This is a genomic window from Laceyella sacchari, assembly GCF_004343255.1.
GTDB lineage: Bacteria > Bacillota > Bacilli > Thermoactinomycetales > Thermoactinomycetaceae > Laceyella > Laceyella sacchari.
The window spans coordinates 324,811-349,488 of record NZ_SMDD01000003.1 but is presented as its reverse complement, the minus strand read 5'-3'; the positions used below and the strand labels follow the sequence as shown (position 1 = coordinate 349,488).

The 24,678-nt window shown below is 50.7% G+C and carries 23 protein-coding genes, 1 other RNA gene and 1 riboswitch; of the genes, 22 read left to right on the top strand and 2 right to left on the bottom strand.

Translation table 11 applies throughout. The features are described from left to right. Window positions 1–37: 37 nt before the first annotated feature. Window positions 38–952, bottom strand: coding sequence for an apurinic/apyrimidinic endonuclease family protein (locus tag EDC32_RS12055; protein WP_158283357.1), 915 nt, complete (start codon window positions 950–952; stop codon window positions 38–40). Window positions 953–1,162: 210 nt separating this feature from the next. On the opposite strand from EDC32_RS12055, the gene ccpN reads away from it, so the two are divergent. The 13 genes from ccpN to EDC32_RS11990 all read left to right on the top strand — a co-directional run bounded on the left by ccpN (window position 1,163) and on the right by EDC32_RS11990 (window position 16,484). Beyond that, a complete protein-coding gene (gene ccpN / locus EDC32_RS12050) occupies window positions 1,163–1,786 on the top strand; it encodes a transcriptional regulator CcpN (protein ID WP_029071851.1) in 624 nt (207 codons plus the stop codon). Between the two features lie 27 nt (window positions 1,787–1,813). Next, window positions 1,814–2,635, top strand: a complete 822-nt coding sequence (locus EDC32_RS12045; RefSeq protein WP_132222500.1) for a pyruvate, water dikinase regulatory protein — start codon at window positions 1,814–1,816, stop codon at window positions 2,633–2,635. Continuing rightward, entirely contained in the window at window positions 2,632–5,283 is a 2,652-nt protein-coding gene (ppdK, locus tag EDC32_RS12040) for a pyruvate, phosphate dikinase (RefSeq protein WP_132222498.1), read from the top strand. The genes EDC32_RS12045 and ppdK overlap by 4 nt, the downstream gene beginning before the upstream one ends. Window positions 5,284–5,686: 403 nt before the next feature. Continuing rightward, the gene (gene dnaG, locus EDC32_RS12035; RefSeq protein WP_132222496.1) at window positions 5,687–7,525 is read left to right on the top strand and encodes a DNA primase; all 1,839 of its coding nucleotides are present in this window, start codon (window positions 5,687–5,689) and stop codon (window positions 7,523–7,525) included. A 58-nt stretch (window positions 7,526–7,583) separates the two neighbouring features. Further along, window positions 7,584–8,678: an RNA polymerase sigma factor RpoD gene (gene rpoD / locus EDC32_RS12030; protein WP_375163204.1), complete on the top strand. Its 1,095-nt coding sequence runs from the start codon at window positions 7,584–7,586 to the stop codon at window positions 8,676–8,678. A 229-nt stretch (window positions 8,679–8,907) separates the two neighbouring features. Next, window positions 8,908–10,050 (top strand): acyl-CoA dehydrogenase, encoded by a 1,143-nt coding sequence (locus tag EDC32_RS12025; protein ID WP_022736629.1) that lies wholly within the window; start codon window positions 8,908–8,910, stop codon window positions 10,048–10,050. Between the two features lie 171 nt (window positions 10,051–10,221). Beyond that, entirely contained in the window at window positions 10,222–10,827 is a 606-nt protein-coding gene (locus EDC32_RS12020; protein ID WP_054096031.1) for a GNAT family N-acetyltransferase, read from the top strand. 70 nt (window positions 10,828–10,897) lie between these two features. Continuing rightward, entirely contained in the window at window positions 10,898–12,013 is a 1,116-nt protein-coding gene (gene hppD / locus EDC32_RS12015) for a 4-hydroxyphenylpyruvate dioxygenase (protein ID WP_132222494.1), read from the top strand. Between the two features lie 113 nt (window positions 12,014–12,126). Further along, a complete protein-coding gene (locus tag EDC32_RS12010) occupies window positions 12,127–13,596 on the top strand; it encodes a M1 family metallopeptidase (protein WP_132222492.1) in 1,470 nt (489 codons plus the stop codon). 100 nt (window positions 13,597–13,696) lie between these two features. After that, on the top strand, window positions 13,697–14,440 hold the full coding sequence (locus EDC32_RS12005) for a tRNA (adenine(22)-N(1))-methyltransferase (RefSeq protein WP_132222490.1): 744 nt from the start codon (window positions 13,697–13,699) through the stop codon (window positions 14,438–14,440). Next, window positions 14,416–15,522 carry a Nif3-like dinuclear metal center hexameric protein gene (locus EDC32_RS12000; RefSeq protein ID WP_132222488.1) on the top strand — a complete coding sequence of 369 codons (1,107 nt, stop codon included), beginning with the start codon at window positions 14,416–14,418 and terminating at the stop codon, window positions 15,520–15,522. The genes EDC32_RS12005 and EDC32_RS12000 overlap by 25 nt, the downstream gene beginning before the upstream one ends. Window positions 15,523–15,589: 67 nt before the next feature. Continuing rightward, window positions 15,590–16,011: RNase P RNA component class A (rnpB, locus tag EDC32_RS11995), an RNA gene on the top strand. Window positions 16,012–16,205: 194 nt separating this feature from the next. Then, on the top strand, window positions 16,206–16,484 hold the full coding sequence (locus EDC32_RS11990; protein WP_132222486.1) for a hypothetical protein: 279 nt from the start codon (window positions 16,206–16,208) through the stop codon (window positions 16,482–16,484). Window positions 16,485–16,524: 40 nt separating this feature from the next. Here EDC32_RS11990 and EDC32_RS11985 read toward each other — a convergent pair whose 3' ends face one another. Then, entirely contained in the window at window positions 16,525–18,189 is a 1,665-nt protein-coding gene (locus tag EDC32_RS11985) for a hypothetical protein (RefSeq protein WP_132222484.1), read from the bottom strand. A gap of 154 nt (window positions 18,190–18,343) precedes the next feature. Between EDC32_RS11985 and EDC32_RS11980 the strand changes: the two genes are divergently transcribed. The 9 genes from EDC32_RS11980 (at window position 18,344) to EDC32_RS11940 (ending at window position 24,630) form a co-directional block, all read left to right on the top strand. Next, window positions 18,344–19,408 carry a M42 family metallopeptidase gene (locus EDC32_RS11980; protein WP_132222483.1) on the top strand — a complete coding sequence of 355 codons (1,065 nt, stop codon included), beginning with the start codon at window positions 18,344–18,346 and terminating at the stop codon, window positions 19,406–19,408. Between the two features lie 75 nt (window positions 19,409–19,483). Continuing rightward, window positions 19,484–20,215, top strand: coding sequence for an isochorismatase family protein (locus tag EDC32_RS11975; protein ID WP_132222481.1), 732 nt, complete (start codon window positions 19,484–19,486; stop codon window positions 20,213–20,215). An 86-nt stretch (window positions 20,216–20,301) separates the two neighbouring features. After that, a complete protein-coding gene (locus tag EDC32_RS11970; RefSeq protein ID WP_132222479.1) occupies window positions 20,302–20,916 on the top strand; it encodes a DedA family protein in 615 nt (204 codons plus the stop codon). Between the two features lie 63 nt (window positions 20,917–20,979). Continuing rightward, window positions 20,980–21,264: a 2Fe-2S iron-sulfur cluster-binding protein gene (locus tag EDC32_RS11965; protein WP_211341929.1), complete on the top strand. Its 285-nt coding sequence runs from the start codon at window positions 20,980–20,982 to the stop codon at window positions 21,262–21,264. 15 nt (window positions 21,265–21,279) lie between these two features. Further along, window positions 21,280–21,723, top strand: a complete 444-nt coding sequence (locus EDC32_RS11960) for a GNAT family N-acetyltransferase (RefSeq protein ID WP_132222477.1) — start codon at window positions 21,280–21,282, stop codon at window positions 21,721–21,723. Between the two features lie 41 nt (window positions 21,724–21,764). Continuing rightward, window positions 21,765–21,875: riboswitch (TPP riboswitch) on the top strand. 60 nt (window positions 21,876–21,935) lie between these two features. Beyond that, entirely contained in the window at window positions 21,936–22,535 is a 600-nt protein-coding gene (locus EDC32_RS11955; protein WP_246026956.1) for a thiamine phosphate synthase, read from the top strand. Next, on the top strand, window positions 22,522–23,652 hold the full coding sequence (gene thiO / locus EDC32_RS11950; protein ID WP_132222473.1) for a glycine oxidase ThiO: 1,131 nt from the start codon (window positions 22,522–22,524) through the stop codon (window positions 23,650–23,652). Before EDC32_RS11955 ends, thiO begins: the two co-directional genes overlap by 14 nt. 4 nt (window positions 23,653–23,656) lie before the next feature. Beyond that, window positions 23,657–23,860, top strand: a complete 204-nt coding sequence (thiS, locus tag EDC32_RS11945; protein ID WP_425460175.1) for a sulfur carrier protein ThiS — start codon at window positions 23,657–23,659, stop codon at window positions 23,858–23,860. 5 nt (window positions 23,861–23,865) lie between these two features. After that, window positions 23,866–24,630, top strand: a complete 765-nt coding sequence (locus tag EDC32_RS11940; RefSeq protein WP_132222469.1) for a thiazole synthase — start codon at window positions 23,866–23,868, stop codon at window positions 24,628–24,630. Window positions 24,631–24,678: the final 48 nt, after the last annotated feature.

Here is a 24,678-nt window from a genome sequence, read left to right as displayed (position 1 = left end):
CTCTTTCCCCATGGCCTCGGCATAAAGATCATACCTATTATGTCCGTTTTAATTCATGAAGTGTGGCCAACGATTGCTGTAGCGATTCTTTTCCGCCGACCGCCAGTACAATGGGGAGAGAGGGGTCGACTTGCTCAGCGAAATCGATCAATTCATCGTAGGCAGATTCGGGAAATGGGATGTGACGGGTGGAAGGGGTGTCTCCCCAACTGAGCGCATAACCCAACCGTACCAGTCCGATGCGTTCTTTGCACAGTTCATGGAAACGAAGCCAATGGTTTGGAGCGTGCAAAATCTCTTGTTCGGTGGCTCCGGCAAAAAGGCTCCGGGAGCGGTGCATATAAGTGAGCGCATTGGACGTAATCCGGGCATGAGCCGTGTCAAAACAGATCTGCACGGGGGCTTGCTCGGTTAATTGCAAAAGATGGCGGGGAGTTCGCAGAACTGGGTAAAGCATGGAATGACCTGGTTCAAAATAAGTATCTCCGCCCATCGGAGCATTTTCGATGAACAACTCAATGTTGGCCGCCTTGCCGATTTCGTGCAGTTGGTTGAGTTGTGCGGCGATGCGCTTTACCAACTCGCTTTTCATTTCTTGCAATGAATGGAAATCGGTTGGGTGATCATCCATGTATTCAAAGATCGCACCGAGTGGCACCGGAGCGGCGTGACATACCAAACGGGGTTTTTCCAAGTTTAGCTGGGCGATGAGCGCAATCCAATGTTTCCATTCTTCCAATGGAAAAGAGGAGGTGCCCAATCCCAGAGAAACAGGAGCTCTGAAGGCGACCGGTGTGAGCTTTGACAGTTGCAGCAGCTCCGATAGCTCGGTGGCTGAATAGGTATCGCTGGGGAGTTGCAATTCAATCTGCTGGCAGCCGGCGTCCGCCGTTTGGCGCAACGCGTGAAAGTGAATAGGACAATATGCGGCAATCGGATTGGTGAACAGCATGTTATTCATCTCCTATGATTAGTTAGAATCCATGTCCAATACTTCATTAGATTTTTGCAATCTAGTTGCTTATAGCGTAACCTATGAGCCAAAAAATTGCAGTGGTAAAAACAGAATCATTTAGTATATACTATATCTAGATTATCATAAAATAGTATGTCATATTAAAATGAGATATTTTGCTCCACCAGGAGGTGTAAGCGTATCGAACTGACGAAACGCCAAGAAAAAATCCTTGAGATCGTAAAGGCGGAAGGCCCGATCACAGGTGAACAAATCGCGGAAAAGCTCAAGTTGACTCGAGCGACATTAAGGCCTGACTTGGCCATCCTGACCATGGCTGGTCTGTTGGACGCCCGGCCTCGCGTTGGCTATTTCTATTCCGGAAAAACGACAAACCAACTGCTGGGTGAACATATCCGCAATTTATCTGTGCGAGATTATAAGTCCCTGCCAGTCGTGGTTCGGGAGGAAACATCCATTTACGACGCGATTTGCACGATGTTTTTGGAGGATGTGGGTTCCCTGATTGTGACCAAAAATGAGGGACAATTGGTTGGCGTCGTTTCCCGCAAAGACCTGTTGCAAGCTGCAATGGGTAAGCAAGAACTGCGTTCGATGCCTGTTGGCGTCATCATGACGCGCATGCCGAATATCGTCACGTGCACGCCCGACGACACGCTCTATTATGCGGCGGTACAGATGATGCGGCATGAAGTTGATTCACTTCCTGTCGTGCGCCCGTTCCAAGATCGTCCCCAGGAGATGGAAGTGGTCGGTCGGATCAGTAAAACTACCTTAGTGAAAGCATTTGTCGAACTAGGACAACCGTAACCCGGTTGAAGGAGGGAAGCCCAATTCATGATTGAACATCAACCTGTCGTTTATGTGGTGTCTGACTCTGTAGGTGAGACGGCGGAGTTTGTGGTGCGGGCGGCATCCATCCAATTCAATGGAGCGTCCCTGGACATTCGCCGCATTCCTTACGTCTCCGATAAAGAAACCATCAAAGAAACGGTGCAAGCCGCCAAAGAGGAAAATGCCCTGATCGCGTTTACATTAGTGTTGCCAGAATTGCAACAGCTATTGATTGAAGAGGCTGAACGGAAAGATGTGCCGTATGTGGACATCATGGGGCCGATGATCCGCGGCATGTCTCGCCTGTACCAAATGCAACCGCGCCAGGAACCGGGCTTGATCCACAAGCTGGATGAAGATTATTTCCGCAAAGTGGAAGCGATCGAGTTCGCTGTCAAATATGATGACGGAAAAGACCCGCGCGGCGTGCTGGGGGCGGATGTGGTGTTAATCGGGGTGTCACGCACTTCCAAAACCCCATTATCCATGTACTTGGCGCACAAACGGTTGAAAGTGGCCAATGTGCCCCTTGTGCCAGAAGTAGAACCACCTGAAGAATTGTTTGAGATTCCGGTGAACCGATGCATCGGTTTGACGATTGATCCGCAACAATTGAATAATATCCGCCAAGAACGCTTGAAGTCACTGGGCTTGGCCACAGGCGCCAACTATGCGAGCATGGAACGGATCATCTATGAGCTGGAATACGCGGATCGCGTAATTCGGCGGCTCGGATGTCCAGTGATCGACGTTTCCAACAAAGCGGTAGAAGAAACAGCGAACATGATTTTGGATATGCTCAAAAAGGGGGGCACTCCGGCATGACTGTGAAAACCATCTATTCATTTGCAGAAGGGAAGGCCGAGTGGAAAGAATTACTAGGGGGGAAGGGAGCCAATCTTGCGGAGATGACGCGGGTGGGGCTCCCCGTGCCACCCGGATTCACGATTACCACTGAAGCTTGTCGCCGTTTTTTTGCTGAAGGCGAACAACTCCCGGAGCAAGTTGCGCGTGAACTGCGGGAAGCGTTGGACGATTTGCAAGAACAGACTGGAAAGGGGCTGGGTAACCCCGACGCTCCTCTGCTGTTATCCGTACGGTCGGGCGCGGTGCATTCGATGCCAGGCATGATGGATACGATCTTGAATCTGGGCTTGAATGACGACACGGTGGAAGGATTGGCCAAGCAGACCGGCAATCCCCGTTTTGCGTATGATTGTTACCGCCGTTTGATCCAGATGTTCGGCAATGTGGTGTTGGGGCTTGATCATTTCCACTTTGAGCAGATCATGGAGCGGCACAAGCAGGTTGCGGGTTTGCGCTTGGATACCGAGCTTTCCGCCAAGCATCTGCAAGCGATCATCGAAGAGTATCAAGGGTTTATCTTGGAAAAGTCAAAACGGCCATTTCCGCAAAATCCGCTGGAACAATTGCGGCAGGCGGTGGAAGCCGTATTCCTCTCCTGGAATAACGCTCGCGCCCGTGTTTATCGCAAGATTCACCGCATCCCGGATGATTTGGGGACGGCGGTCAATGTGCAGGCGATGGTGTTTGGCAATCGCGGCAATGATTCCGGAACCGGGGTGGCCTTTACACGCAATCCCGCGACGGGTGAGCAAAAATTGTATGGGGAGTTTCTCTTGAACGCTCAAGGCGAAGATGTGGTGGCGGGTATTCGTACGCCGCGGCCGATTGGGGAGCTGGCTGAGAGCATGCCAGAAGTGTATGAGGAACTCATGATGATTGCAAAGCGGTTGGAACTGCATTATAAAGATATGCAGGATATCGAATTCACGGTTGAACAAGGCAAGCTGTATATCTTGCAAACGAGAAACGGCAAACGAACCGCCCAAGCCGCGGTCAAAATCGCTGTTGACCTCGTAAATGAAAACGTTATCACCCGGGAAGAGGCCTTGATGCGTATTGAACCGGAAATGATTGAACGGTTGCTTCATCGCCAATTTGCGGAACTGGGCGAACGCAAACCTTGGGTTAAAGGTTTGCCGGCTTCGCCTGGAGCGGCGACGGGCCGTATCGTTTTCAGCGCTGACGATGCTGAGCGTTGGGCGAAAGCGGGTGAAGCGGTAATTCTGGTGCGACCGGAAACGACACCGGACGACATCCACGGCATTCTTGCCGCCAAAGGGATTCTTACCAGCCGGGGAGGCATGACCAGCCATGCCGCCGTTGTCGCCAGGGGCATGGGCAAGGCGTGCATTTGCGGATGTGAGGAGTTGCGCATCGATGGTAAGCGAAAACAGGTAACCGCAGCTGGACAAACCTTGCATGAAGGGGATCGCATCTCCATCGACGGTGGCACGGGGATGGTCTATCTTGGTGAGTTGCCGCTGATCGAACCGATGTTGTCAGCTGAATGTGAGGAATTGCTTGCATGGGCGGACGAGGTGAGACGCTTGCAGGTACGCACCAATGCCGATACACCGGAAGACGCCAAGAAAGCGCGTGCGTTTGGTGCGGAAGGTATAGGTTTGTGCCGAACCGAACATATGTTCATGGATGCAGGCCGTTTGCCTGTCATGCAAAAGATGATTATGGCTGAGACGCTTGCGGAGCGCAAGGAGGCCCTGGAAGAGCTTTTACCGATGCAGAAGGAAGATTTCGTCGGGTTGTTCCGCGCGATGGAAGGGTTGCCCGTCACCATCCGATTGTTGGACCCTCCGTTGCATGAGTTTGTGCCAGACTTGGAAGAGCTAGTGGTATCACAGGCTAAGCGTGAGAGCATGGGTGATGTGGACCCGCAACAGCGGAAACAACAAGAGCAATGGATCAAAAAAGTGCGGGCATTAAGTGAAGCCAATCCGATGCTGGGACACCGCGGTTGCCGTTTGGCTTTGACTTACCCGGAAATCGCTGAGATGCAGGTGGAAGCGATTGGTTTGGCAGCATCCGAATGCCTGTCTCAAGGTATTCCGGTACAGGTGGAGATCATGGTTCCGCTGGTCGGCCATGTAAATGAGCTGAAGCGATTGCGCCAGATCATTGAAGGAGTACTGGCACGGCATAAGGCGGCAAATGGTTCATCTATCGCTTTTCGGGTGGGAACGATGATCGAGGTGCCACGGGCGGCGTTGACCGCTGATGAGATTGCCGCTGAAGCCGACTTTTTCTCCTTCGGTACCAACGATTTAACGCAGATGACATTTGGTTATAGCCGTGATGATGCGGAAGGAAAATTCCTGCATGCTTATGTGGAAGAAAAAATCTTGCCAGAGAATCCGTTTATGGTGCTGGACCGTGACGGGGTAGGCAAGCTGATCCGTTGGGCAGCCGAGCAAGGGCGGAAAACCAACCCGCAATTAAAGTTGGGCATTTGTGGAGAGCATGGTGGCGAACAAAAATCGATTCAGTTTTGCCATGAAGTGGGGCTCGACTATGTGAGTTGTTCTCCATACCGCGTACCGTTGGCTCGACTCGCCGCCGCGCAAGCAGAGATTGCACGACGTAGCCAGTAGGGAATCGTCTGTTTTAAGGACAGATAGATGGGACAAGGTCTCAGCAGCGCCAGGCATTTTGCGATGTCCAAGATTTACCCGGAAAATTCCGGGTATTTTTTGTTGAAATGGTTCTATGATAGAAGTAAGATAAAAAGTTAAGGGGTAGGAAATGCCATAACTCGACAACAAATTACAAAATCCGTCAATTGTAAAAAAAGGTTAACAGAAGGAGAACCTATATTTATGTAGAATAGGAGGATAGGATAAGTAAGTGCCAAGGATTGATCAGTAAATATTACCAATTGAATTTGAGGCTTACTGAGAAGGACTTTGACGAATGTTGGCGAATAGATAACATTCGTTCCGCACATCACACTCCTATTTACATCTATCGGAAATGTACAGAAAGCAGTGATTCTGTATGGGGGGACGAATCCCTGACGAAGTGATTGACCAAGTACGACGGCATTTTGATATAGTAGACATTGTTCAACAGTATGTATCTCTTAAGAAAAGTGGCCGCAATTATTTCGGATTATGTCCATTTCACTCTGAAAAATCGCCCTCATTTTCTGTAGCGCCCGATAAACAGATTTATTATTGTTTTGGTTGCGGTGCCGGTGGAGACACCATTAAGTTTGTCATGGATGTCGAACAGCTCACCTTCGCAGAAGCCATTCGCCATTTGGCCGATCAGGCGGGTATCCACGTTCCCGAAACGGGACCGTCTGAGACAGATCCCGCTGAGATTGAGCGGATGGAGATGCGCAAGGCCATGGACTTGGCAGCGAAGCTTTACCATCATGTGCTGATGAAGACGCGCTATGGGGCAGAGGCGCGTAATTATTTGGCAAAGCGTGGTGTTTCGCCGGAAGCGATGGAAGAGTTTCAGCTAGGTTACGCGCCTGCATCGTTTGATTTTCTCCTGTCGTTTTTGAAGGGAAGGGATTTCAACGAAGCGCTGTTAGAAAAAGCGGGGCTTTTATCCTTGCGTGAAGACAAAGGTATGAAGAAGTACTTTGACCGCTTTCGTGACCGCATCATGTTTCCGATCATGGATTCGCAAGGCCGGGTCATCGCGTTTGGCGGGCGGCTGTTGGGCGAAGGGCGCCCCAAGTACATGAATAGCCCAGAGACGCCTATCTTTTCAAAAGGGAATTATTTATTTAACCTCCATCGCGCACGTTCGCACATTCGCAAGGAACAACAAGCGATCTTGTTTGAAGGTTACATGGATGTGATATCTGCTTGGCAAGCGGGCTTTCCAGGTTGCGTGGCTACGTTGGGTACTTCGCTCACTGATGATCAAGCGCGGATTCTGAAACGCAATACTGAAACGGTCATCCTTTGCTATGATTCCGATCAAGCGGGTCAGAATGCGGCGGCCCGGGGGATGGAGCTATTGAGGAAGCAGGAGTGTACAGTCAAAATTGCACAAATGCCCCACGGTATGGATCCTGATGATTACATTCTCCGGTTCGGGGGAACAGCATTTAAGGAAGAAGTCCTGTCCGCGGCTTTGACATTAACCGCATTTAAACTGGAAAACCTAAAGAGACACCACAATCTTCATGATGAAGACGATCGGATGAAATATTTGGCGGAAGCGATTGGCACAATTGCGGAATTGCCGCTGGTTGTTGAACAAGATCATTACCTGCGGCGATTGGCCGAAGAGTTTGGGCTCTCGCTGGACGCGCTGAAGGAAGACCTCAGGCGCGCAAAAAAACGGAAAAAGGGCGAGACCAGAAGGGATAAAGAGGGCTTCAGGTGGAATAATGGGTATCGAGAGCCTGGCAAACATTTGCTCGCTGGGACACAAGTTCATTCCGTCGCGGAAAAATCGGAAATGTACCTCGTCGCCCACATGATGAGGAGCCGCACGGTTACGGAATGGGTGAAAGAAAAGATCGGCGCAGATTTTAATACGGAGATATACGCAGCGCTTGCTGCCTATCTATATGTCTATTATGATCAGGGGAATCCCGAAGACATGGGTCGATTCATCAGTTCTCTCCCCGATCAGGCGCTTATTTCCAAAGCAAGTGAATGTGCGATGCTTGATGTACCTGAACATTTACCGGAAGAAGCGTTGTTGGATTATGTCCGGCATATAAAGAACGTCCCCATATTGAGAGATATTGAAGAAAAAGAAAAAATGGTTGAACGATTATCGCGTGCTGATGAACCCGTCAAGGCCGCGCAGTTGATGCAAGAGATCGCGCAGCTGAGGAAACAGCTTCAAACACGGATGAAGTAGGAGTTCATCAGAAAGGAGGAAATCGATCTTGGCGAAAGAACAAAATGTGGATACTGAGATGGAATTGACGCTCGACCAAGTGAAGGAGCAGCTTGTTGAGGGCGGTAAAAAGCAGGGTGTGGTCACCTATAAGACGATTATGGAGAGATTGGCTCCGTTTGACCAAGATTCCCAGCAGATCGATGACTTCTTTGAGCAATTGAGTGAGCAGGGAATTGAAGTAATCAACGAAGAGAATGATGATGAGTTTGAAAGCCCAGACGACGTGGAAATGGAAGAGGACGACTCTTATCTTGACGAAGATCTGAGTGTGCCTCCTGGGGTGAAAATCAACGATCCGGTGCGCATGTATCTGAAGGAGATTGGACGCGTACCCCTGTTGACCGCTGAAGAGGAAGTGGAATTGGCAAAACGGATCGAGCATGGAGATGAGGAGGCTAAGCGTAGGCTTGCCGAAGCGAACTTGCGTCTGGTGGTCAGCATTGCCAAACGTTATGTTGGGCGCGGTATGCTCTTTCTCGATTTGATCCAAGAAGGAAACATGGGTTTAATCAAAGCTGTAGAAAAGTTTGATTTCCGCAAAGGATTTAAGTTCAGTACTTATGCCACTTGGTGGATTCGCCAAGCGATCACCCGGGCGATTGCCGACCAAGCGCGGACGATCCGGATCCCTGTGCATATGGTGGAAACGATTAACAAGTTGATTCGGGTGTCAAGACAATTGCTACAAGAGTTAGGGCGCGAACCCTCACCTGAAGAGATTGCTAAAGAAATGGGCCTAAGTCCGGAAAAAGTGCGTGAAATCATGAAAATCGCCCAAGAGCCCGTATCGCTGGAGACACCGATCGGTGAAGAGGACGATTCCCACTTGGGTGACTTCATTCCGGATGATGATGCGCAAGCGCCCGCGGATGCTGCGGCTTATGAATTGTTAAAAGAACAATTGAAAGAAGTTCTTGATACGCTGTCCGAACGGGAAGAGAATGTTCTGCGACTGCGTTTTGGTTTGGATGATGGACGCACCCGCACCTTGGAGGAAGTGGGCAAAGTGTTTGGTGTTACCCGTGAGCGCATTCGCCAGATTGAAGCGAAAGCGTTGCGCAAGTTGCGCCATCCCAGCCGCAGCAAACGCTTGAAGGACTTCTTGGAATAAAACCAAAACCCATCCATTCTGCTTCTTTTCACACCCTGCCTACAGGGTGTGTTTTTGTTTCGTTTGTTGATTCAATTTTAATCCTTTTCCCAGTCCAATGCAAATAAGTTTCGGACAATTCTCGGCCGGGCGTTGTTGCATTTTTAAAAATTATTGAAGTACTCCAACAAATGAACCTATAATAGAAATGGAAACGCTTGCAACAAGTCAGCGAAGAGGAGTGGGGTTCATGAATTATGATTTAACAGCAGAACAAAAAATGATTCGCAAACTGTTACGTGATTTTGCAGAAGGAGAAGTGGCCCCGGGAGCGGATGAACGAGATCGAAGCAAACGCTTTCCAATTGAAATATTCGAAAAAATGGCTGACCTCAATTTGATGGGTCTGCCTTTTCCGGAAGAAGTGGGCGGTGCTGGAGCGGATACGGTGAGTTTCGCGATCGCTGTGGAAGAGTTGAGCCGCGTGTGTGCATCCACCGGCATCACCTATTCGGCACACATTTCGTTAGGTTGCGCCCCCATTTACCTGTTTGGAACGGAAGAGCAAAAGCAACGCTACCTCGTTCCATTGTGCCAAGGAAAAACGCTGGGGGCGTTCGGCCTGACGGAACCAGGGGCGGGTTCAGATGCAGGAGGCACGAGAACCCGAGCGGTCAAAGATGAAAACGGCTGGGTTATCAACGGCAGCAAGTGCTTTATCACCAATGCGAGTTATGCCAAGTTTCTGGCGCTGACGGCGGTGACAGGCCAGTCGGATGAGGGCCGGCGGGAAATCACCGCATTTATCGTGCCTACAGACGCACCTGGTTTTCAGGTATTGGATAATCTGAATAAGCTGGGCCTGCACAGTTCCAATACCACCGAGCTGGTGTTGGAGGGCGTTCGGGTTCCTGAAGACAGCGTTCTGGGGGAAATTGGGCAGGGTTTCAAGCAATTTTTGATTACGCTTGACGGAGGGAGAATCGGCATTGGGGCGATGGCAGTAGGAATCGCTCAGGGAGCCTATGAATTGGCGTTAAATTATGCACGGCAACGCACGCAATTCGGGCAATCCCTGTCCAAATTCCAAGCGATTCAACATAAGCTTGCAGATATGCACATGTTGATCGAATTGGCCCGCACGTATGTGTACAAAGCGGCTTGGCTGAAGGATCAAGGGCGCAAATTTACCAAAGAGGCTTCGATGTGCAAGTTGTTTGCCTCAGAAATCGCGATGAAAGTGTGCAACCAAGCCGTACAAATCCATGGCGGCTGGGGGTACATTCATGATTATAAAGTGGAACGTTTCTTCCGTGATGTCAAATTGACGGAGATTGGTGAGGGAACATCGGAAATTCAACGAAACATCATTGCCAGAGAAATTGGTTGTTAATGTAAAGATGGTTGTTTGAAGAAAATACGAACTTATTTTTCAAAAAGAGTAAAATGACGAAATGTTTAGCCGAATCCGTGCGGGATTCGGTTTTTTTTAAAAAAACGATTCTGTAAAATTTGGTTAGAGTCATATCAATGGAAATGGGGGGAGTCTGTTGCGATGAAGCCGATGCCACCGATACTCAAAGATTTTCCCCATTCGTTTGAGACAGAACGGTTGCTGATCCGCCTTCCCCTTCCCGGTGATGGGAAGTTGGTGTATGAAGCAGCGATGGAGTCGCTGGATAGCTTGCGGCAATGGATGATTTGGGCCAACAAACCATTGTCAGAAGCAGAGATGGAAGCAAATGCAAGACAAGCACATTGCCACTTTTTGGAGCGGGTCGACCTGCGGTTTCATTTGTTTGACAAAGAAAATCACATGTTCGTGGGGAGCAGTGGATTGCATCGGATTGACTGGAGCATTCCCAAATTTGAGATCGGGTATTGGTGCCGCACCCAATGTCAGGGGAAAGGCTATATTTCCGAAGCGGTTCGCGGGCTGACTGTGTTTGCGTTTGAGATTTTGGGAGCGAATCGGGTAGAGATCCGCATCGACCAGCGCAATGTACGCTCGCGCAAAGTAGCCGAGCGATTGGGGTACACACTGGAAGGGGTGCTGCGCAATCATCAGTCGGCGGTTGATGGACGCTTGGAAAATACATGTGTCTACGCAATGGTGCCCGAAGAATTTCGGAGCCTTTCATTGCGTAAAAGCGCAGGCGCATCGCTGTGAATGCTTGCGCCTTTTTTTTGTACGCGTTAATCTGAATATAAAGAAATATTTTTCATCGGGAGGGGTTAGCATGAGTAAGGAACAGATGATGCCGGAACTAAAAAATGAATTCTTCCCCATTCAGGATATTGATTATTTGGAATTATACACGGGCAATGCCAAACAAGCGGCCTACTATTTTTGTCAAACTTATGGCTTCCGGTTAACCGCTTATTCCGGGCTGGAAACAGGGCAAAGAGAAAAAGCCTCTTATCTGTTGGAACAAGGGAATTTCCGGTTGGTAGTCAGCGGCGCCTACTCCCCAGAACATGAAATTACCACATTTGTCAACTTGCACGGTGATGGGATTAAAGATATTGCCCTCCGTGTGGATGATGTGGAGCGCGCATTTTCGGAAGCGGTTTCAAGAGGGGCCAAAGTGGTGAAAGAGCCACATGTTGTCAAAGATGAGCAGGGCGAATTGAAAAAAGCAGTCATCGGAACATACGGCGATACAGTACACACATTGGTGGAGCGGAAACAATATCAAGGTGTTTTCCATCCGGGCTTTGTTGCCGTAGATAGCCACATCCCCTCCCAGTCGACCGGCGTATTGGGCATCGACCATGTGGTAGGCAACGTGGAGCGAATGGAAGAATGGGTGGAATATTATGAGCGGGTGATGGGCTTTAAGCAGCTGATTCATTTTGACGACGAAGACATTAGCACAGAATACTCCGCACTCATGTCTAAGGTGATGCAAAACGGAACCGGACGCATCAAATTCCCGATCAATGAACCGGCCGAAGGCAAACGTAAATCGCAGATTCAGGAGTATTTGGATTTTTACCGCGGTCCAGGGGTGCAACATGTAGCGCTGATTACCGAAGACATCGTGGCCACGGTGGAAGCGATGCGCAAGAACGGTGTAGAATTTTTGGACACCCCAGACACATATTACGAGGAGCTGACCAAACGCGTAGGCAACATCGACGAGAGCATTGAGGACCTCAAGCGGCTTAAAATCTTGGTTGACCGCGACGATGAGGGATATTTGCTCCAGATCTTCACCAAGCCGATCGTGGATCGTCCCACCCTGTTTTTCGAGATTATCCAGCGCAAAGGTGCGAGAGGATTCGGTGAAGGCAATTTTAAAGCGCTGTTTGAAGCGATTGAACGGGAACAAGCGCGTCGTGGCAACCTGTAACATTTAATACAGCTGTGCCGTAAGCAAAGGTAAAAAATGCAAATGGGTCATACTTTAACCAAGAGTGGGCATCCTGATAAGAGCCCACTTTTTTGGTTTGAGGTGACTTGTTCATGAAGCATCGATTATTTTCTTTCGGCATAAGCTTGGTGATGGTTGCGATGGCGTTTGCCTCAACTTACAACCATATTGAGCAAGAGAATCCGGCCACTTCGGCTCCTGCGATACATAAACCAAAAGCAACCGAAATCCCCGAATCAGGGAGCCGTCCCTTCTACCAAATTGACGCTGCCTATCACCCTGAAAGGGACGAAGTGACGGCCAAGATGGAAGTGACGGTTCCCAACAAGCAACGCGAAGCATGGCGAGAAGTCTTTTTTCATCTTTATCCCAATGTGTTTCGCAAATGGAAGTATGGAGAAGAAAGCAAACCGAGCAAGCCGGGTCATATCCAGGTGCATCAGGTCAAAGTGAACGGACAACCGGTGAAGGAGAAACTGGTGCGCGATGAAATCATGAAGGTTCCTTTGCGCGAACCGCTAACACAAGGCCGCACGGCACGGATCACCATGGACTTTACCCTGCGGTTGCCGCACGGGGGAACGCGATTAAACACGTTTAAACAGACAGCCTTTTTGGCACAGTGGTATCCTATGTTGGCGGTTAAGGATCGGGACGGATGGCAAGTCGAGCCGTATACGACAGTGGGTGACCCGTTCTATTCCGAGATATCCGACTTCGCTGTTACGTTTCGCATGCCCAAGGGGTACCGCTTGATTTCGACAGGCAGAAACGCAGATACTACCAACTCCGTTGTGACTGTAAAGCAAGACCGGGTGCGGGACTTCGTCGCCGTCTTGACCAAAGATTATCGCAAGCGGAGCGCCAAATCGGGCCAAACTGACGTCAATCTTTGGTATTTGCCGGACATGGAGCGATCAGTGAACCCCCTTCTTAAAGCGGCGGTGCAAAGTATGGAATTCTTTGGGGAGATCTATGGCACCTATCCGTATGATGAAGTGGATGTGGTGTTGGGAGAAACCGGATTTGGCATTGCGGGCATGGAATATCCCGGCTTGATCACATCCATTCCAACCATGGCGACAGAAAAAGGCATTCAACCGGCTGTCAGCGTGGTTGCACACGAATTGGCTCACCAATGGTGGTATGGAGTGGTGGGCAATAATCAGGCTAAAGAACCGTGGCTGGATGAAGGGTTGACCACGTTCTCCGAATTCCTGTTCATGAAGGAGAAGATGAAATCCAATGAGCAAGAATTCTTGCGCCGAGCTACTCAGAAAACAAACGAGATTCACCAAGCAGCTGGTATCACTTGCGTGGACACCCTTTATTCTTATCCCGACATGGTTTATGGACTCATGGTGTATATTCGGCCGGCAGCCATGATGTTTGAGTTGATGGATGAAATTGGGCGGGAGAATGTGTTGAAAATCATGCGCACATATTATGAGCAATATCAATTTAAAACCGCGACGACGCAAGACTTTATTCGAGTGGCCAATCGTACTGCGGGCAAAGATTTGACTCCGTTTTTCCACAAATGGTTGTATTTCGGGAAATAAATGTGGGAGAAGCCGGGATGATCCCGGCTTTTTCTTGTGGATGGGGATGATGTTATAATGAGAGAGGCGAAGGATTGTTAAAAAGGAGAGACATGAGCGGATGGAATCGAGTATCAAGCTATGGCAATTGTCGGAGCGCTTAAAGACGATTGCTTCTTTTATTCCCGATCATAAGCGGGTTGCCGACATTGGAGGGGACCATGCTTTGCTCCTCACACAAGTGGCTAAAGAGAACCGCTTGCAAAAAGGTATTGTCGGGGAAATAAACCGTGGGCCCCATCAAAACGCCAGTGAGCGGGTGAAGCTGGCGGGCTTGACCAATTTGATCGATGTGCGTTTGGGAGACGGGCTCGCCGTGATTCAACCTGGGGAAGTGGAGGTTGTGGTCATTGCCGGCATGGGCGGGGCGTTGATCGCTTCCATCCTGGAGCAAGGCAAGGACAAACTGGCAGGGGTTGAGCGCCTGATCCTGCAACCCAACATAGGGGAAAGCCGGGTGCGATGCTGGTTGGAAGAAAACGGCTTTCGCTTAGTGGAGGAAACCATTGTGGAAGAAGCGGGAATTTATTATGAAATCCTAGTGGCTGAACCAGGAAAGCCGGGTTATGCGGCAGATCAAATATTGGGCCGGGACATGGCCAGAGAAGTGGGGCCGCTCTTGTGGGAGAGGCGACATCCGCTGTTACATAAAAAATTGCAGGAGGTTGTAGCTGGCAAACGGAAGATCCTTCGCCAGCTAAACCTGGGGAAAACAGAGCAAGCTATCGCACGCAAACGGGAACTGGAGAAGGAGATTGAAACTTGGGAGAGGGTGATTCAATGCCTATCAAAGGAAAACAATTGATACAAGTGCTGGAGGCGTTTGCACCGGCAAGCCTTGCTGTGGAAAAAGACCGTATCGGCCTGCAGGTGGGAAATCCGGACAGCGAGGTTACCGGTGTGCTCGTTACATTGGATGTGAATGAAGATGTGGTTGAAGAAGCGATCCGTCAAAAAGCCAACTGGATCGTTGCCCACCATGCAGTGATTTTTCAACCACTGAAGGCATTGCGCTCAGATCAGCCAGCGGGGCGGTTGTTTCACAAATTGTTGAAGCATGACATGAATGTCTACATCGCGCACACCAATCTGGATGCGGCCGCTGGCGGCGTCAATGATGTGATGGCAGAGAAGTTGGGTCTTGGTGCGGTAGACGTGCTGATCGGCTACCGTGAAGACAAACTGAAGAAACTGGCCGTATTCGTGCCAGAATCGCATCATGAGGCGGTGCTTGACGCGATGTGCGAAGCAGGGGCAGGTTGGATCGGCAACTACAGCCATTGCAGTTTTCAGGTGGAAGGTACAGGTACATTTATGCCCCGCGAAGGCACGAATCCTTATATTGGACAGCGGGGAACGCTGGAGCGGGTCAATGAGCGCCGGATCGAAACCGTTGTGCCGGAAAGTAAGCTGGCACAAGTTCTTGCGGCCATGTTGGATGCCCACCCATATGAAGAGGTTGCTTACGATGTTTACCCACTTGAGCTGCAAGGTAAGAAACAGGGGTATGGACGCATTGGAGAACTGCCTCATGCACGGACCCTCCGCGACTTTGCCGCGCAAGTGAAGCAGGCGTATGGCGTGGAAGGATTGCGTGTGGTGGGAGATCTTGACCGCATGGTGAAGCGGGTAGCACTGGTAGGCGGTTCGGGAAGTCGCCACATCGAAGATGCCAAACGCGCTGGTGCGGATGTTTATATTACCGGAGACGTCGATTTTCACACGGCGCAGGATGCTTTGGCAATGGGCTTGAGCATTATCGATCCGGGTCATCATGTTGAACATCATGTGGTGCCGCGGGTATGCGATGTCCTGGAACGGGGACTGGGAGAACAAGTGCCGATCATGGCTTCAACCGTCAACACGAATCCCTTTCGCTACCTCTGATGTTTCCAATGTCCACCAGTTGCTTTGCCTGTGAGTATTTGATACAATGAATTTTGCTTGAGACGGGAAAGTAAACAAGGCAATCGCCGGTGGAGTGCCGCAAGGCCCCACGGGAGGAAAGTCCGAGCTCCACAGGGCAGGGTGCCGGCTAACGGCCGGTGGGGGCAACCCTAAGGCTAGTGCCACAGAAATGTAGACCGCCGATGGAGGTGTCTCACCTCACAGGCAAGGATGCAACGGTGCGGTAAGAGCGCACCAGCAGCATGGAGACATGCTGGCTAGGTAAACCCCACCTGGAGCAAGACCTGATAGGAGATCGGCGCGCTTACGCGCGCAACTGTGGCCCGCAGTGATCTCGGGTTGGTCGCTTGAGCCTTGCAGCAATGCATGGCCTAGATAGATGATTGCCACTCCAATGGGTGGAAGACGTCCACAAGCCGTCGTTATACCACTCGGAGAACAGAACTCGGCTTATTGTTTGCTTTCCACAGGTAGCTTGTGACACCAAGACGCTAAGGCGTCTTTTTTATTTCTCCTTTTTGACGGAATATTCCATCGTTGGGAGTCTGTAGCGGATCGATCAGCCATACTGGGGATGGGAGACCCAAACCCGCCTGATTTGCATAGGGTGGCTTCCATAATGACATGCTAAAGACAAATCCCTTAGTGAAGGTTGGTCGTCTATGCATGATGATTTCGCTTCTTATGAAGCTTATCTAGAACGGTACAAGATGTTTTATGACGAGGAGGGGGATGGCCGCCCTCCCATCGTGTCGCGCGAGCAGTTTGCGGAGACTTTCCGTTTGCTCAAGGAAAGCTACCAAGCGTATGAGGATATGATCCGCATGGGGCATGTGGATCAAGCGGCCAATTATTACACCCAAGTAATCAATAAATTGGAGAACACCTTGGCTATCGCTGACGCTTCGGACAATTTCCACAAACAAATCTTCAATGATTAAGCCGTGTCTCAGTTGGACACGGCTTTTTGCATTGCCTAGCTTACTCTTCATCCAGCAGATGATGTAATTGATGGGCGTCGCGAATCAACGCTTCTTTGCGGTGATAAGGAATATGCCGGTCAAACAGAACCAGACTGGGTAACTCCTCTAACAGATGGAGAGCGAAAGGAAGACGATCTAATAAAATGCATGTGAGCAAGCGGTCTGCTTTGCGAATTAACAGGGGGTGTTCGGTCCACTGCGTCAAATCTTCATGCAGGCGAAACGTTTGGTACATCCGGCGCACTGCTTGAAATGTTCGGAAACGGCGGCTCGGGTCGTAGCGCAAGACTTCTCCCATCAAGTTTCGAGTGCTGGAAATCAGTTCCCATTCATTTCCCTGATATTCAAAATCGCCGTTTTGCAATGAAATACCTGAAGCGGATAAACAGTCAAAACCGCTGTAAGTCCAAGGGGCTGGCCCTTTTTTCATTTTGGTGAGGCGAAGGGACAAGATGGCTTTCCTCTTGCCCCGCAATACCCGCGTCAAGTCCAATGTGACGGGCACCCACGACTCCGAAGCATGACGGGTGATGCTGCTTTGCCAAACGACGCGATTGTCGATCAGCACTTGTTTTGTATACGTTCCTGCACCGGTGTTGGGGGGATAAACGCTCATATGCCAAAAAGAGAGTTTGGCCTGTGTGCGTGGGTCCAGATAAATCCGTTGACGCCATTCTACATAGTGGCCAGGTGCATCATCATCGTGGGTCGAAACGGCTGGCGCGAAAAGATTGGCATAACTAACTCCTGATTTGGCGACCGCATCGCCCTCTTCCTGAAGAAACTCTTTGTGCAGCACATAGGTGACCACCCCATCCAACCGCCGCAATTTCAACCGACCCAAGGCTATTTTCAGAGCGTTAGCCACATATTGCGCACTCGGATTGGCCGGGGTAGCAGAAAGGCGGCTGGCGTAAATCATCAGGATGAAGGGGAGACGGGTTCGCTCCAGGCGAGCTTGCACTTCGTCCAATTGTTCAATCATGCGATCCGTTTTTTGCGTGTTGCGGTAATGATCATCACGAAAGGACATGACCACCCCATCAAAGAGATGTCGGTAGTGTGTGAGCAAGGCGTTGTCGAGGGCTGGGTAATAAATTTGCGGATAAAACAGAAACCCAGGATTTTCTTTACGCCCTGCTCCCTTCGCTTTGGCTAAATAAGCCGGGGTGAAGAAGGTCAAATTATCGTTGAAATCATCCATCACGATGCCTTTGAGATTGGGGAAATGCCGTCCAAGGCGGCCGACGGCGCGAAACCAAGCGACATAATCCGTGCCAAATGGCTCCGACCGTTTCAATTGTGCTTCGGAAGGGGGCACCAGATAGACCCATACATTGATACCCGCTTGGCGGGCGGCCGGCAAAAACTCTTTGCGCAAATCATCCCAATCCGACTTTTCATGCCAGATCAGGTAGAAGTACGTATTGGCATGCAACTCTTTCAACCGCTGAATGGTTCGGGGGGTGTCCACGTGAACCATTCCATCGGCCCGCGGCTTTTTTTCCCTGATTTCGCCGCCGTAATCCCCAAGGATGGGATAAGGGGAAGGGGGAGCGGCTGTGACGGAGACAGGCTGAATGAGAGTGAAGATCAATGCAAAACACAAGCTGACGAGCCAACATCGACACTTCCAGTTTCGTTTGAACAGCCAACTCACCATAGTTACTTTCTCCTAAAGTAAGGACATTCTTCTGCTTAGTGTGAAAGCATCATCGAAAGAATATGTATGAACATAGAAAGAGGATCGAAAGGAAACACTGAGAAACAACCGGGAGTTTCCCATGAGAAGATTTTTATGAGGAAGAGGTGTGCCAATGCGTTTGCTGCAAGAGTTGACGGAAGCCAAAGGCGTTCCGGGATATGAACAGGAAGTGCGCGCCATCATGGAGCGGGAATTAAAAAAGCAAGATGTAAACCTGATCACGGATGGATTGGGAGGCATTTTTGGCGAAAAAAAGGGGACAAGCGACCAACCTCGGATATTGTTGGCCGGGCACTTGGATGAAGTCGGGTTTATGGTGACAGAGGTGACCAAAAGCGGTTATTTGCGATTTGCGCCATTGGGTGGATGGTGGAGTCAAGTGTTATTGTCGCAACGGGTGTCTATCGTGACAGAGAAACGGGTGTTTACTGGGGTGATCGGTTCTCGCCCGCCGCATGTATTGACATTAGAGGAACGGAACAAATTGGTGCCTATCCGCGAGATGTTTATCGATGTGGGGGCCCACAGTGATGAACAAGTAAAGGAATGGGGAATCCGGGTGGGTGACCCGATTGTGCCCATTTGTCCGTTTGAAATCATGCCCGATCACGACACCATCTTAGCCAAGGCGTTGGACAACCGGATCGGTTGCTATTTGTCTATCGAAGTGTTGAAACGCTTGCAAATGGAGAGCCATCCCAATACAGTGATTGCCGGTGCAACCGTACAAGAGGAAGTCGGATTGCGGGGGGCGGCCACCGCACCGTATGTAGTGGAACCGGATATCGCGTTCGCTTTGGATGTGGGAGTGGCAGAGGATTCCCCGGGCAATGAGGGGAGCGGCAAAGCCAAGCTGGGCAAAGGGCCATTGATCACGTTTTTGGATGCTTCGATGATTCCCAACATCCAATTGCGGAACCTGGTGATCGATATCGCCGAACAAAAGCAAATCCCCTACCAAGTGGATACAATGACGGGAGGGGGCACTGACGCCGGCAAGTTCCATCTGTACAAAAAAGGGGTTCCCTCTTTGGTGATCGGGGTGGCAGCTCGTTATATCCACAGCCATGTTTCTATGATCAGCAAGTCCGATTTGGAACACGCTGCCGAATTGTTGGTAGAAGTAATCAAAACACTGGACGCAGCCAAAATGAAGGAGATAACCCGTTTTATCTGACCCATTCCTTCTTTTAAATCAAGCTTGTCTTTGTTAAGATGAGAGCGAATCATCATAAAAGCGGAGGCGATCCAGTTGCAACATCATGTTGAAGCCATCGGTCATATGGAGAGGGTCGTGGCTAAAGCCCCCGTCTGGTCCATTGCTCAGATTAAGAACCAATTGGGGGCCTGGGAACGGGTGTATCTTGTTTTTGTCGATGTGTTGAAAGGGTTTTGCGATGTGGGGCCTTTAGCCAGTCCGCGCGTGCGTGAAATGGTGAAACCTGTGTCAGAGTTGGCTCAAACGCTCATAGCGCAAGGCTTGCCGACGGAAAATATCATTTTCCTCAATGACGACCATCCGGCTGATGCAGTTGAATTCACTGCATTTGCGCCCCATTGCGTGCAAGGCACAGTGGAGGCGGAAGTGGTGGATGAATTGAAGTCGGTCTTTGACGCGCCGGGCGTCCAACTGTTTCGCAAAAACGCCACCAACGGGTTGTTTGGAGTAAATGGAGAAGGCGTCCGATTTTGCGACTGGTTAGAACAGGTATTCGCCGCTGGCCCCAGTTCTTTTATCGTGGTAGGAGATTGTACCGATTTATGCATTTACCAAAACGCGATGGGCATCCGGTTGCTGGCCAATCAAGTTAACGCTCGAACGCAAGTGATTGTTCCTGTTTCTCATGTGCGGACATACGATTTGCCAGTGGAGACAGCCAAACAGATCGGGGCGATGGCCCATCATGCGGATCTGATGGACACCGTGTTTCTTTATCACATGCAGTTAAACGGAATTAAACTGATCTCTGGCATCACCGACTGACCATAGGCGGGATCGCATCTTTTGCTGGACGGGAAAGTATGATATTCTTAAGTTGTTTGTACGTATTGGGTAAACGGGGTTAGACCATGGAACAAACATTATTGGAGCTGTTACAACAATACGGGTATATCGGGATTTTTTTCTTTTTGGTGTTGGGGATCGCGGGATTGCCGTTGCCGGATGAGATCATGATGACGTTTCTCGGTTATCTCACCTCAACGGGTCAACTTAATCTCTACCTCGCTTTCCTCAGTTCGTTCTTGGGATCGGCTTGCGGAATCAGCATCAGCTATTATTTGGGAGTGCGCTTGGGGTATCCGTTCCTCAAGAAATATGGTGGCAAGATATTTATTACGCGCCGCCGCTTGCGAATCACGCAACTCTTGTTCCGCAAGTATGGAAACTGGTTGCTATTTGTTGGATATTTCATTCCTGGCGTACGCCATGTCACCGCTTACCTCGCCGGCATTTCCAAGATATCGCTAGCCCGGTTTTCCCTGTTCGCCTATACGGGGGCGTTTTTTTGGTGCGCTACCTTTATCGGTCTGGGGCATGTGCTTGGCGCGAATTGGGAAATGGTTTTCGGTGTGATGCACAAATACGGCGCCCGATTGTTATGGATTGTGCTTCCCGTTGTGGCGATCTGGTTGGGTTGGTACTTATGGAACCAAAACAACAACTCCTATCACACGAAGCAATAAATAGCAAAGCAACACACCATCACATGTTGACGTGATGGTTTTTTCATGGGGGAGGGCTGAACAATGGCTAAAGTGAGTATTCAAGTCGCCGGACAGATGAAAGAAATGGAAGTGGCTGAAGGAGCCAATCTTTTGCTGGAAGCGGCGTCACAGTCGATTCCGATTCCGTTCAAGTGCACGACAGGTCGGTGTGGAACATGCCGCGTGCGTGTGATCGAGGGGAGTAGCCAATGCAGTGATTACACAGATCCGGAATTGCACCATTTGAGTGAAACGGATTTGGCTTCCGGCCGGCGTCTGGCATGCCAAACGTTTATTTATGGTGATGTCACCATAGAAATCCCTTAAAGGAGCGAGTAGCCGATGATGCGCATACTGGACGTGAAAGATCCGGTCACATTAAGCCGGATCGTGGAGATCCAACAACGAGCCTACCGTATTGAGGCCGAGATCATCGGTTGTGATCAATTGCCGCCGCTTAACGATACAGAAGATTCGCTGAAATGCTCGCCGGAAACCTTTATTGGTTATTATGAGCGGGATGTGCTGGTTGGCGTCCTTTCATATGAACAGAAAGGGCAGCTGGTAGAGATTTGCCGGTTGGCGATTCACCCGGCATACTTTCGCCGGGGAATTGCTTCGCGCTTGCTGTCGCATGTGTTGGAACTGGATGATGCCACCATCTGGGAGGTGCAAACAGGGCAAGCCAACCGTCCTGCAATCAGCTGTTACTTAAAGCATGGATTTACGGTCGTGGAATCATTTACTTCGCCAGAAGGGATACAATTAGTGAAGTTGAGAAAATAATTGTTTTGATTTAAAATGAGATTGGACAAATGAATAAGTTGTCGTACCACTAGGGGTGCACAGGTTGTGCTGTGCTGAGAGGAACAAGTCGGTTCCAACCCTTTGAACTTGAACTGGGTAATGCCAGCGAAAGGAAGTGGGGAAGATCGTGAACCCTTTTTTGATTAGTAGCCCGATATCCCCATGGATATCGGGTTTTTTATGTTGTGGTGATGAAATTGGAATTGCACGTGATTTCAAGTCCTAAGCAGACCGTGCAGGAGTTGGCGCGATGTTGGCTTCGACTGGTGCCGGAGGTGGATTGGTTTCATTTGCGGTACAAGCAACTGTCGGATGACGAGTTGATGCAAAGAGCCAAAGCGCTGTTGTCTGTTGGCATTCCGGCGAAATCGTTGATCGTCAACAGTTCTGTGTCCGTGGCGGAAGCGCTGGGACTGGGGGGGATTCATCTCCCTGAGCGGATGCCGTTTCCCGCTATGTCCCCGGCGATGCGGGTGGGAAGGTCGGTTCATTCATTGGCAGCGGCAGAGCGGGCCGCAGCCGAAGGAGCCGACTATCTGATGGTTGGCCATATCTTTCCTTCCGCTTCCAAGCCGGGATTGCCGCCGTTGGGAAGCGACCGGCTTCTGGTGTGGGTGAAGCAGGTTAAGATTCCGATGATTGCCGTCGGAGGCATCGACGCAGGCAATGTGGCAGAGATCAAGCGTGCAGGTTGCCATGGCATTGCTGTCATCTCTGCAGTGGCCAATCATGAACAACCCGAGCGTGTGGCCAGAGAGCTGAGAAGAAGGTGGGAAAATGCAGACTGCTGAGGTGTTGATTATTGGGGGAGGCGTGATGGGATGCTCCATCGCCTTTCATTTGGCCCGGCGGGGGATCAAAAGCGTGGTCGTCGAGCGAGATGCTATTGGGAGCCATGCTTCATCCGCGGCAGCGGGCATGCTGGGGGCACAGGTGGAGATGGATGAACCTGGGCCTTTGACCGATTTCTGTTTACAGAGCCGCTCGATGTTCCCGGCGTTGCAAGCGGAGTTGCTAGAACGGACCGGGGTGGACATTGAGCTGAACCGGGCTGGGTTGCTGAAGGTAGCCCGATTCGATGAAGATGTGAAGCGCTTGCGGGAGCGTCAGGCATGGCAGACTGCTTATGGACAGACTGCCCGTTGGCTGAAGCCGGAAGAATGTTTGGCGCTTGAACCGAGTCTTCACCCGGAAGTGAGGGGCGGATTATACTTACCAGAGGATTGGCAGGTATCCGCTCCCAAGTTGACGCAGGCATTGGCGGCAGCGGCGCAACGGTTGGGAGCCAACCTGGTGCAAGGCACCGAGGTGCGGGCGATTGAGCGTAGCCCCGATGGGACGTGGCACGTTGATACCACGCAGGAGCATTGGATTGCGGACTGGATTGTTATCACCGCGGGAGTATGGAGCCAGTCCATCGCCGAGAAATTGGGTTGGCATTTGCCGATGACGCCCGTTAAGGGGGAGTCATTGGCATTGCGACCAAAAGAGCCGCTGTTTAGCCGGACGCTGTTTGGCCCGGAGTGTTATCTTGTGCCCAAGGCCAATGGTGAAATCATTGTAGGTGCGACGGAACGGGATGGGGCATGGGACGAAGAGGTGACCGCCGATGCTGTGCAGAGATTGTTGCAATCCGCTTTTAATTTGGTGCCTAGATTGCGGGATAGTCTGCACACCCGTAGTTGGGCCGGGTTGCGGCCCGGTACGCCAAATCGATTTCCCTATGTCGGACAGTTGGGCGATGAGAACCGGGCAGTGATTGCGACCGGTCATTACCGAAACGGTATTTTGCTCAGCGCTGCCACAGGCGATGCCGTTGCTCGACTGCTACTGGGAGAGCCAGCGCCTGAATTGGCCGCGTTTGCCCCAATGAGCCAGGCGGATGTACAGAAGTGGGAGGAGGGATAAAAACGTGATCATTCAGTTGAATGGAGAGCCATTCACTGTGGCTGAAGGCACAGAGACGGTGGCTGATTTGGTCGCCGCCTTAAATTTGGTGTCGCGCATTATCGTCGTGGAACACAATCGGACGGTATTGATGCGAGACGATTATCCGCGTGTGGGATTGCAAGATGGAGATCAAGTAGAGATTGTTCAATTTGTGGGGGGAGGATGAGCCATATGCTCAAAATAGGAAATCATACATTTCATTCTCGTCTGTTTTTGGGAACTGGCAAATTCCCGTCGTTTGAGGTGCAAAAAAAGGCGGTAGACGCATCAGGCACGGAGGTGCTGACCTTTGCGGTGCGTCGCATGAATATTTATCAACAAGACCAGCCTAATTTTTTGGAGATGCTGGATTTGACAAAATATAAGCTCTTGCCGAACACAGCCGGCGCCCAAACGGTGGATGAGGCGGTGCGGATCGCGCATTTGGCCCGGGCTTCCGGTTTGTGCGACATGATCAAGGTTGAAGTGATCGCTGACACGAAGACCCTGTTGCCTGATCCTATCGCCACGCTGGAAGCGACGAAGATCTTGGTCGAAGAGGGGTTCACGGTACTTCCGTATACTTCTGACGACCCGATCTTGGCACGAAAACTGTGGGAAGCAGGTGCCCACGCGATCATGCCGGGAGGATCTCCTATCGGGTCAGGGCAAGGCTTGTTAAATCCGTTGTACCTCCGCTATATCATTGAAGATTCCCCTGTGCCTGTCATCATCGATGCGGGCATCGGTTCTCCGGCCGATGTGGCGCAAGCGATGGAATTGGGGGCTGACGGGGTGTTGTTAAACACGGCTGTATCGGGAGCAAAAGATCCGGTCAAAATGGCACAGGCGATGAAATGGGCCGTTGAAGCCGGACGGCTGGGCTGGGAGGCTGGGCGTATCCCCAAAAAGGTTGTGGCTACGGCCAGCAGTCCGACAGAGGGCATGTTGGACTGAGTGCATGAAAAAGGCCAAATCGGAATGCGCATCCGATTTGGCCTGGTT

Coding starts and splice junctions, on each gene's coding strand:
- EDC32_RS12045 (WP_132222500.1), top strand. CDS start 1,814: ATGATTGAACATCAACCTGTCGTTTATGTGGTGTCTGACTCTGTAGGT.
- EDC32_RS11940 (WP_132222469.1), top strand. CDS start 23,866: ATGCTCAAAATAGGAAATCATACATTTCATTCTCGTCTGTTTTTGGGA.
- EDC32_RS12025 (WP_022736629.1), top strand. CDS start 8,908: ATGAATTATGATTTAACAGCAGAACAAAAAATGATTCGCAAACTGTTA.
- EDC32_RS12005 (WP_132222490.1), top strand. CDS start 13,697: ATGGAATCGAGTATCAAGCTATGGCAATTGTCGGAGCGCTTAAAGACG.
- EDC32_RS11965 (WP_211341929.1), top strand. CDS start 20,980: ATGGCTAAAGTGAGTATTCAAGTCGCCGGACAGATGAAAGAAATGGAA.
- EDC32_RS11960 (WP_132222477.1), top strand. CDS start 21,280: ATGATGCGCATACTGGACGTGAAAGATCCGGTCACATTAAGCCGGATC.
- EDC32_RS11980 (WP_132222483.1), top strand. CDS start 18,344: ATGCGTTTGCTGCAAGAGTTGACGGAAGCCAAAGGCGTTCCGGGATAT.
- dnaG (WP_132222496.1), top strand. CDS start 5,687: ATGGGGGGACGAATCCCTGACGAAGTGATTGACCAAGTACGACGGCAT.
- EDC32_RS11985 (WP_132222484.1), bottom strand. CDS start 18,189: ATGGTGAGTTGGCTGTTCAAACGAAACTGGAAGTGTCGATGTTGGCTC.
- EDC32_RS11955 (WP_246026956.1), top strand. CDS start 21,936: ATGAAATTGGAATTGCACGTGATTTCAAGTCCTAAGCAGACCGTGCAG.
- EDC32_RS12020 (WP_054096031.1), top strand. CDS start 10,222: ATGCCACCGATACTCAAAGATTTTCCCCATTCGTTTGAGACAGAACGG.
- EDC32_RS11970 (WP_132222479.1), top strand. CDS start 20,302: ATGGAACAAACATTATTGGAGCTGTTACAACAATACGGGTATATCGGG.
- EDC32_RS12000 (WP_132222488.1), top strand. CDS start 14,416: ATGCCTATCAAAGGAAAACAATTGATACAAGTGCTGGAGGCGTTTGCA.
- ppdK (WP_132222498.1), top strand. CDS start 2,632: ATGACTGTGAAAACCATCTATTCATTTGCAGAAGGGAAGGCCGAGTGG.
- hppD (WP_132222494.1), top strand. CDS start 10,898: ATGAGTAAGGAACAGATGATGCCGGAACTAAAAAATGAATTCTTCCCC.
- thiO (WP_132222473.1), top strand. CDS start 22,522: ATGCAGACTGCTGAGGTGTTGATTATTGGGGGAGGCGTGATGGGATGC.
- EDC32_RS12010 (WP_132222492.1), top strand. CDS start 12,127: ATGAAGCATCGATTATTTTCTTTCGGCATAAGCTTGGTGATGGTTGCG.
- EDC32_RS11990 (WP_132222486.1), top strand. CDS start 16,206: ATGCATGATGATTTCGCTTCTTATGAAGCTTATCTAGAACGGTACAAG.
- rpoD (WP_375163204.1), top strand. CDS start 7,584: ATGGAATTGACGCTCGACCAAGTGAAGGAGCAGCTTGTTGAGGGCGGT.
- EDC32_RS12055 (WP_158283357.1), bottom strand. CDS start 952: ATGCTGTTCACCAATCCGATTGCCGCATATTGTCCTATTCACTTTCAC.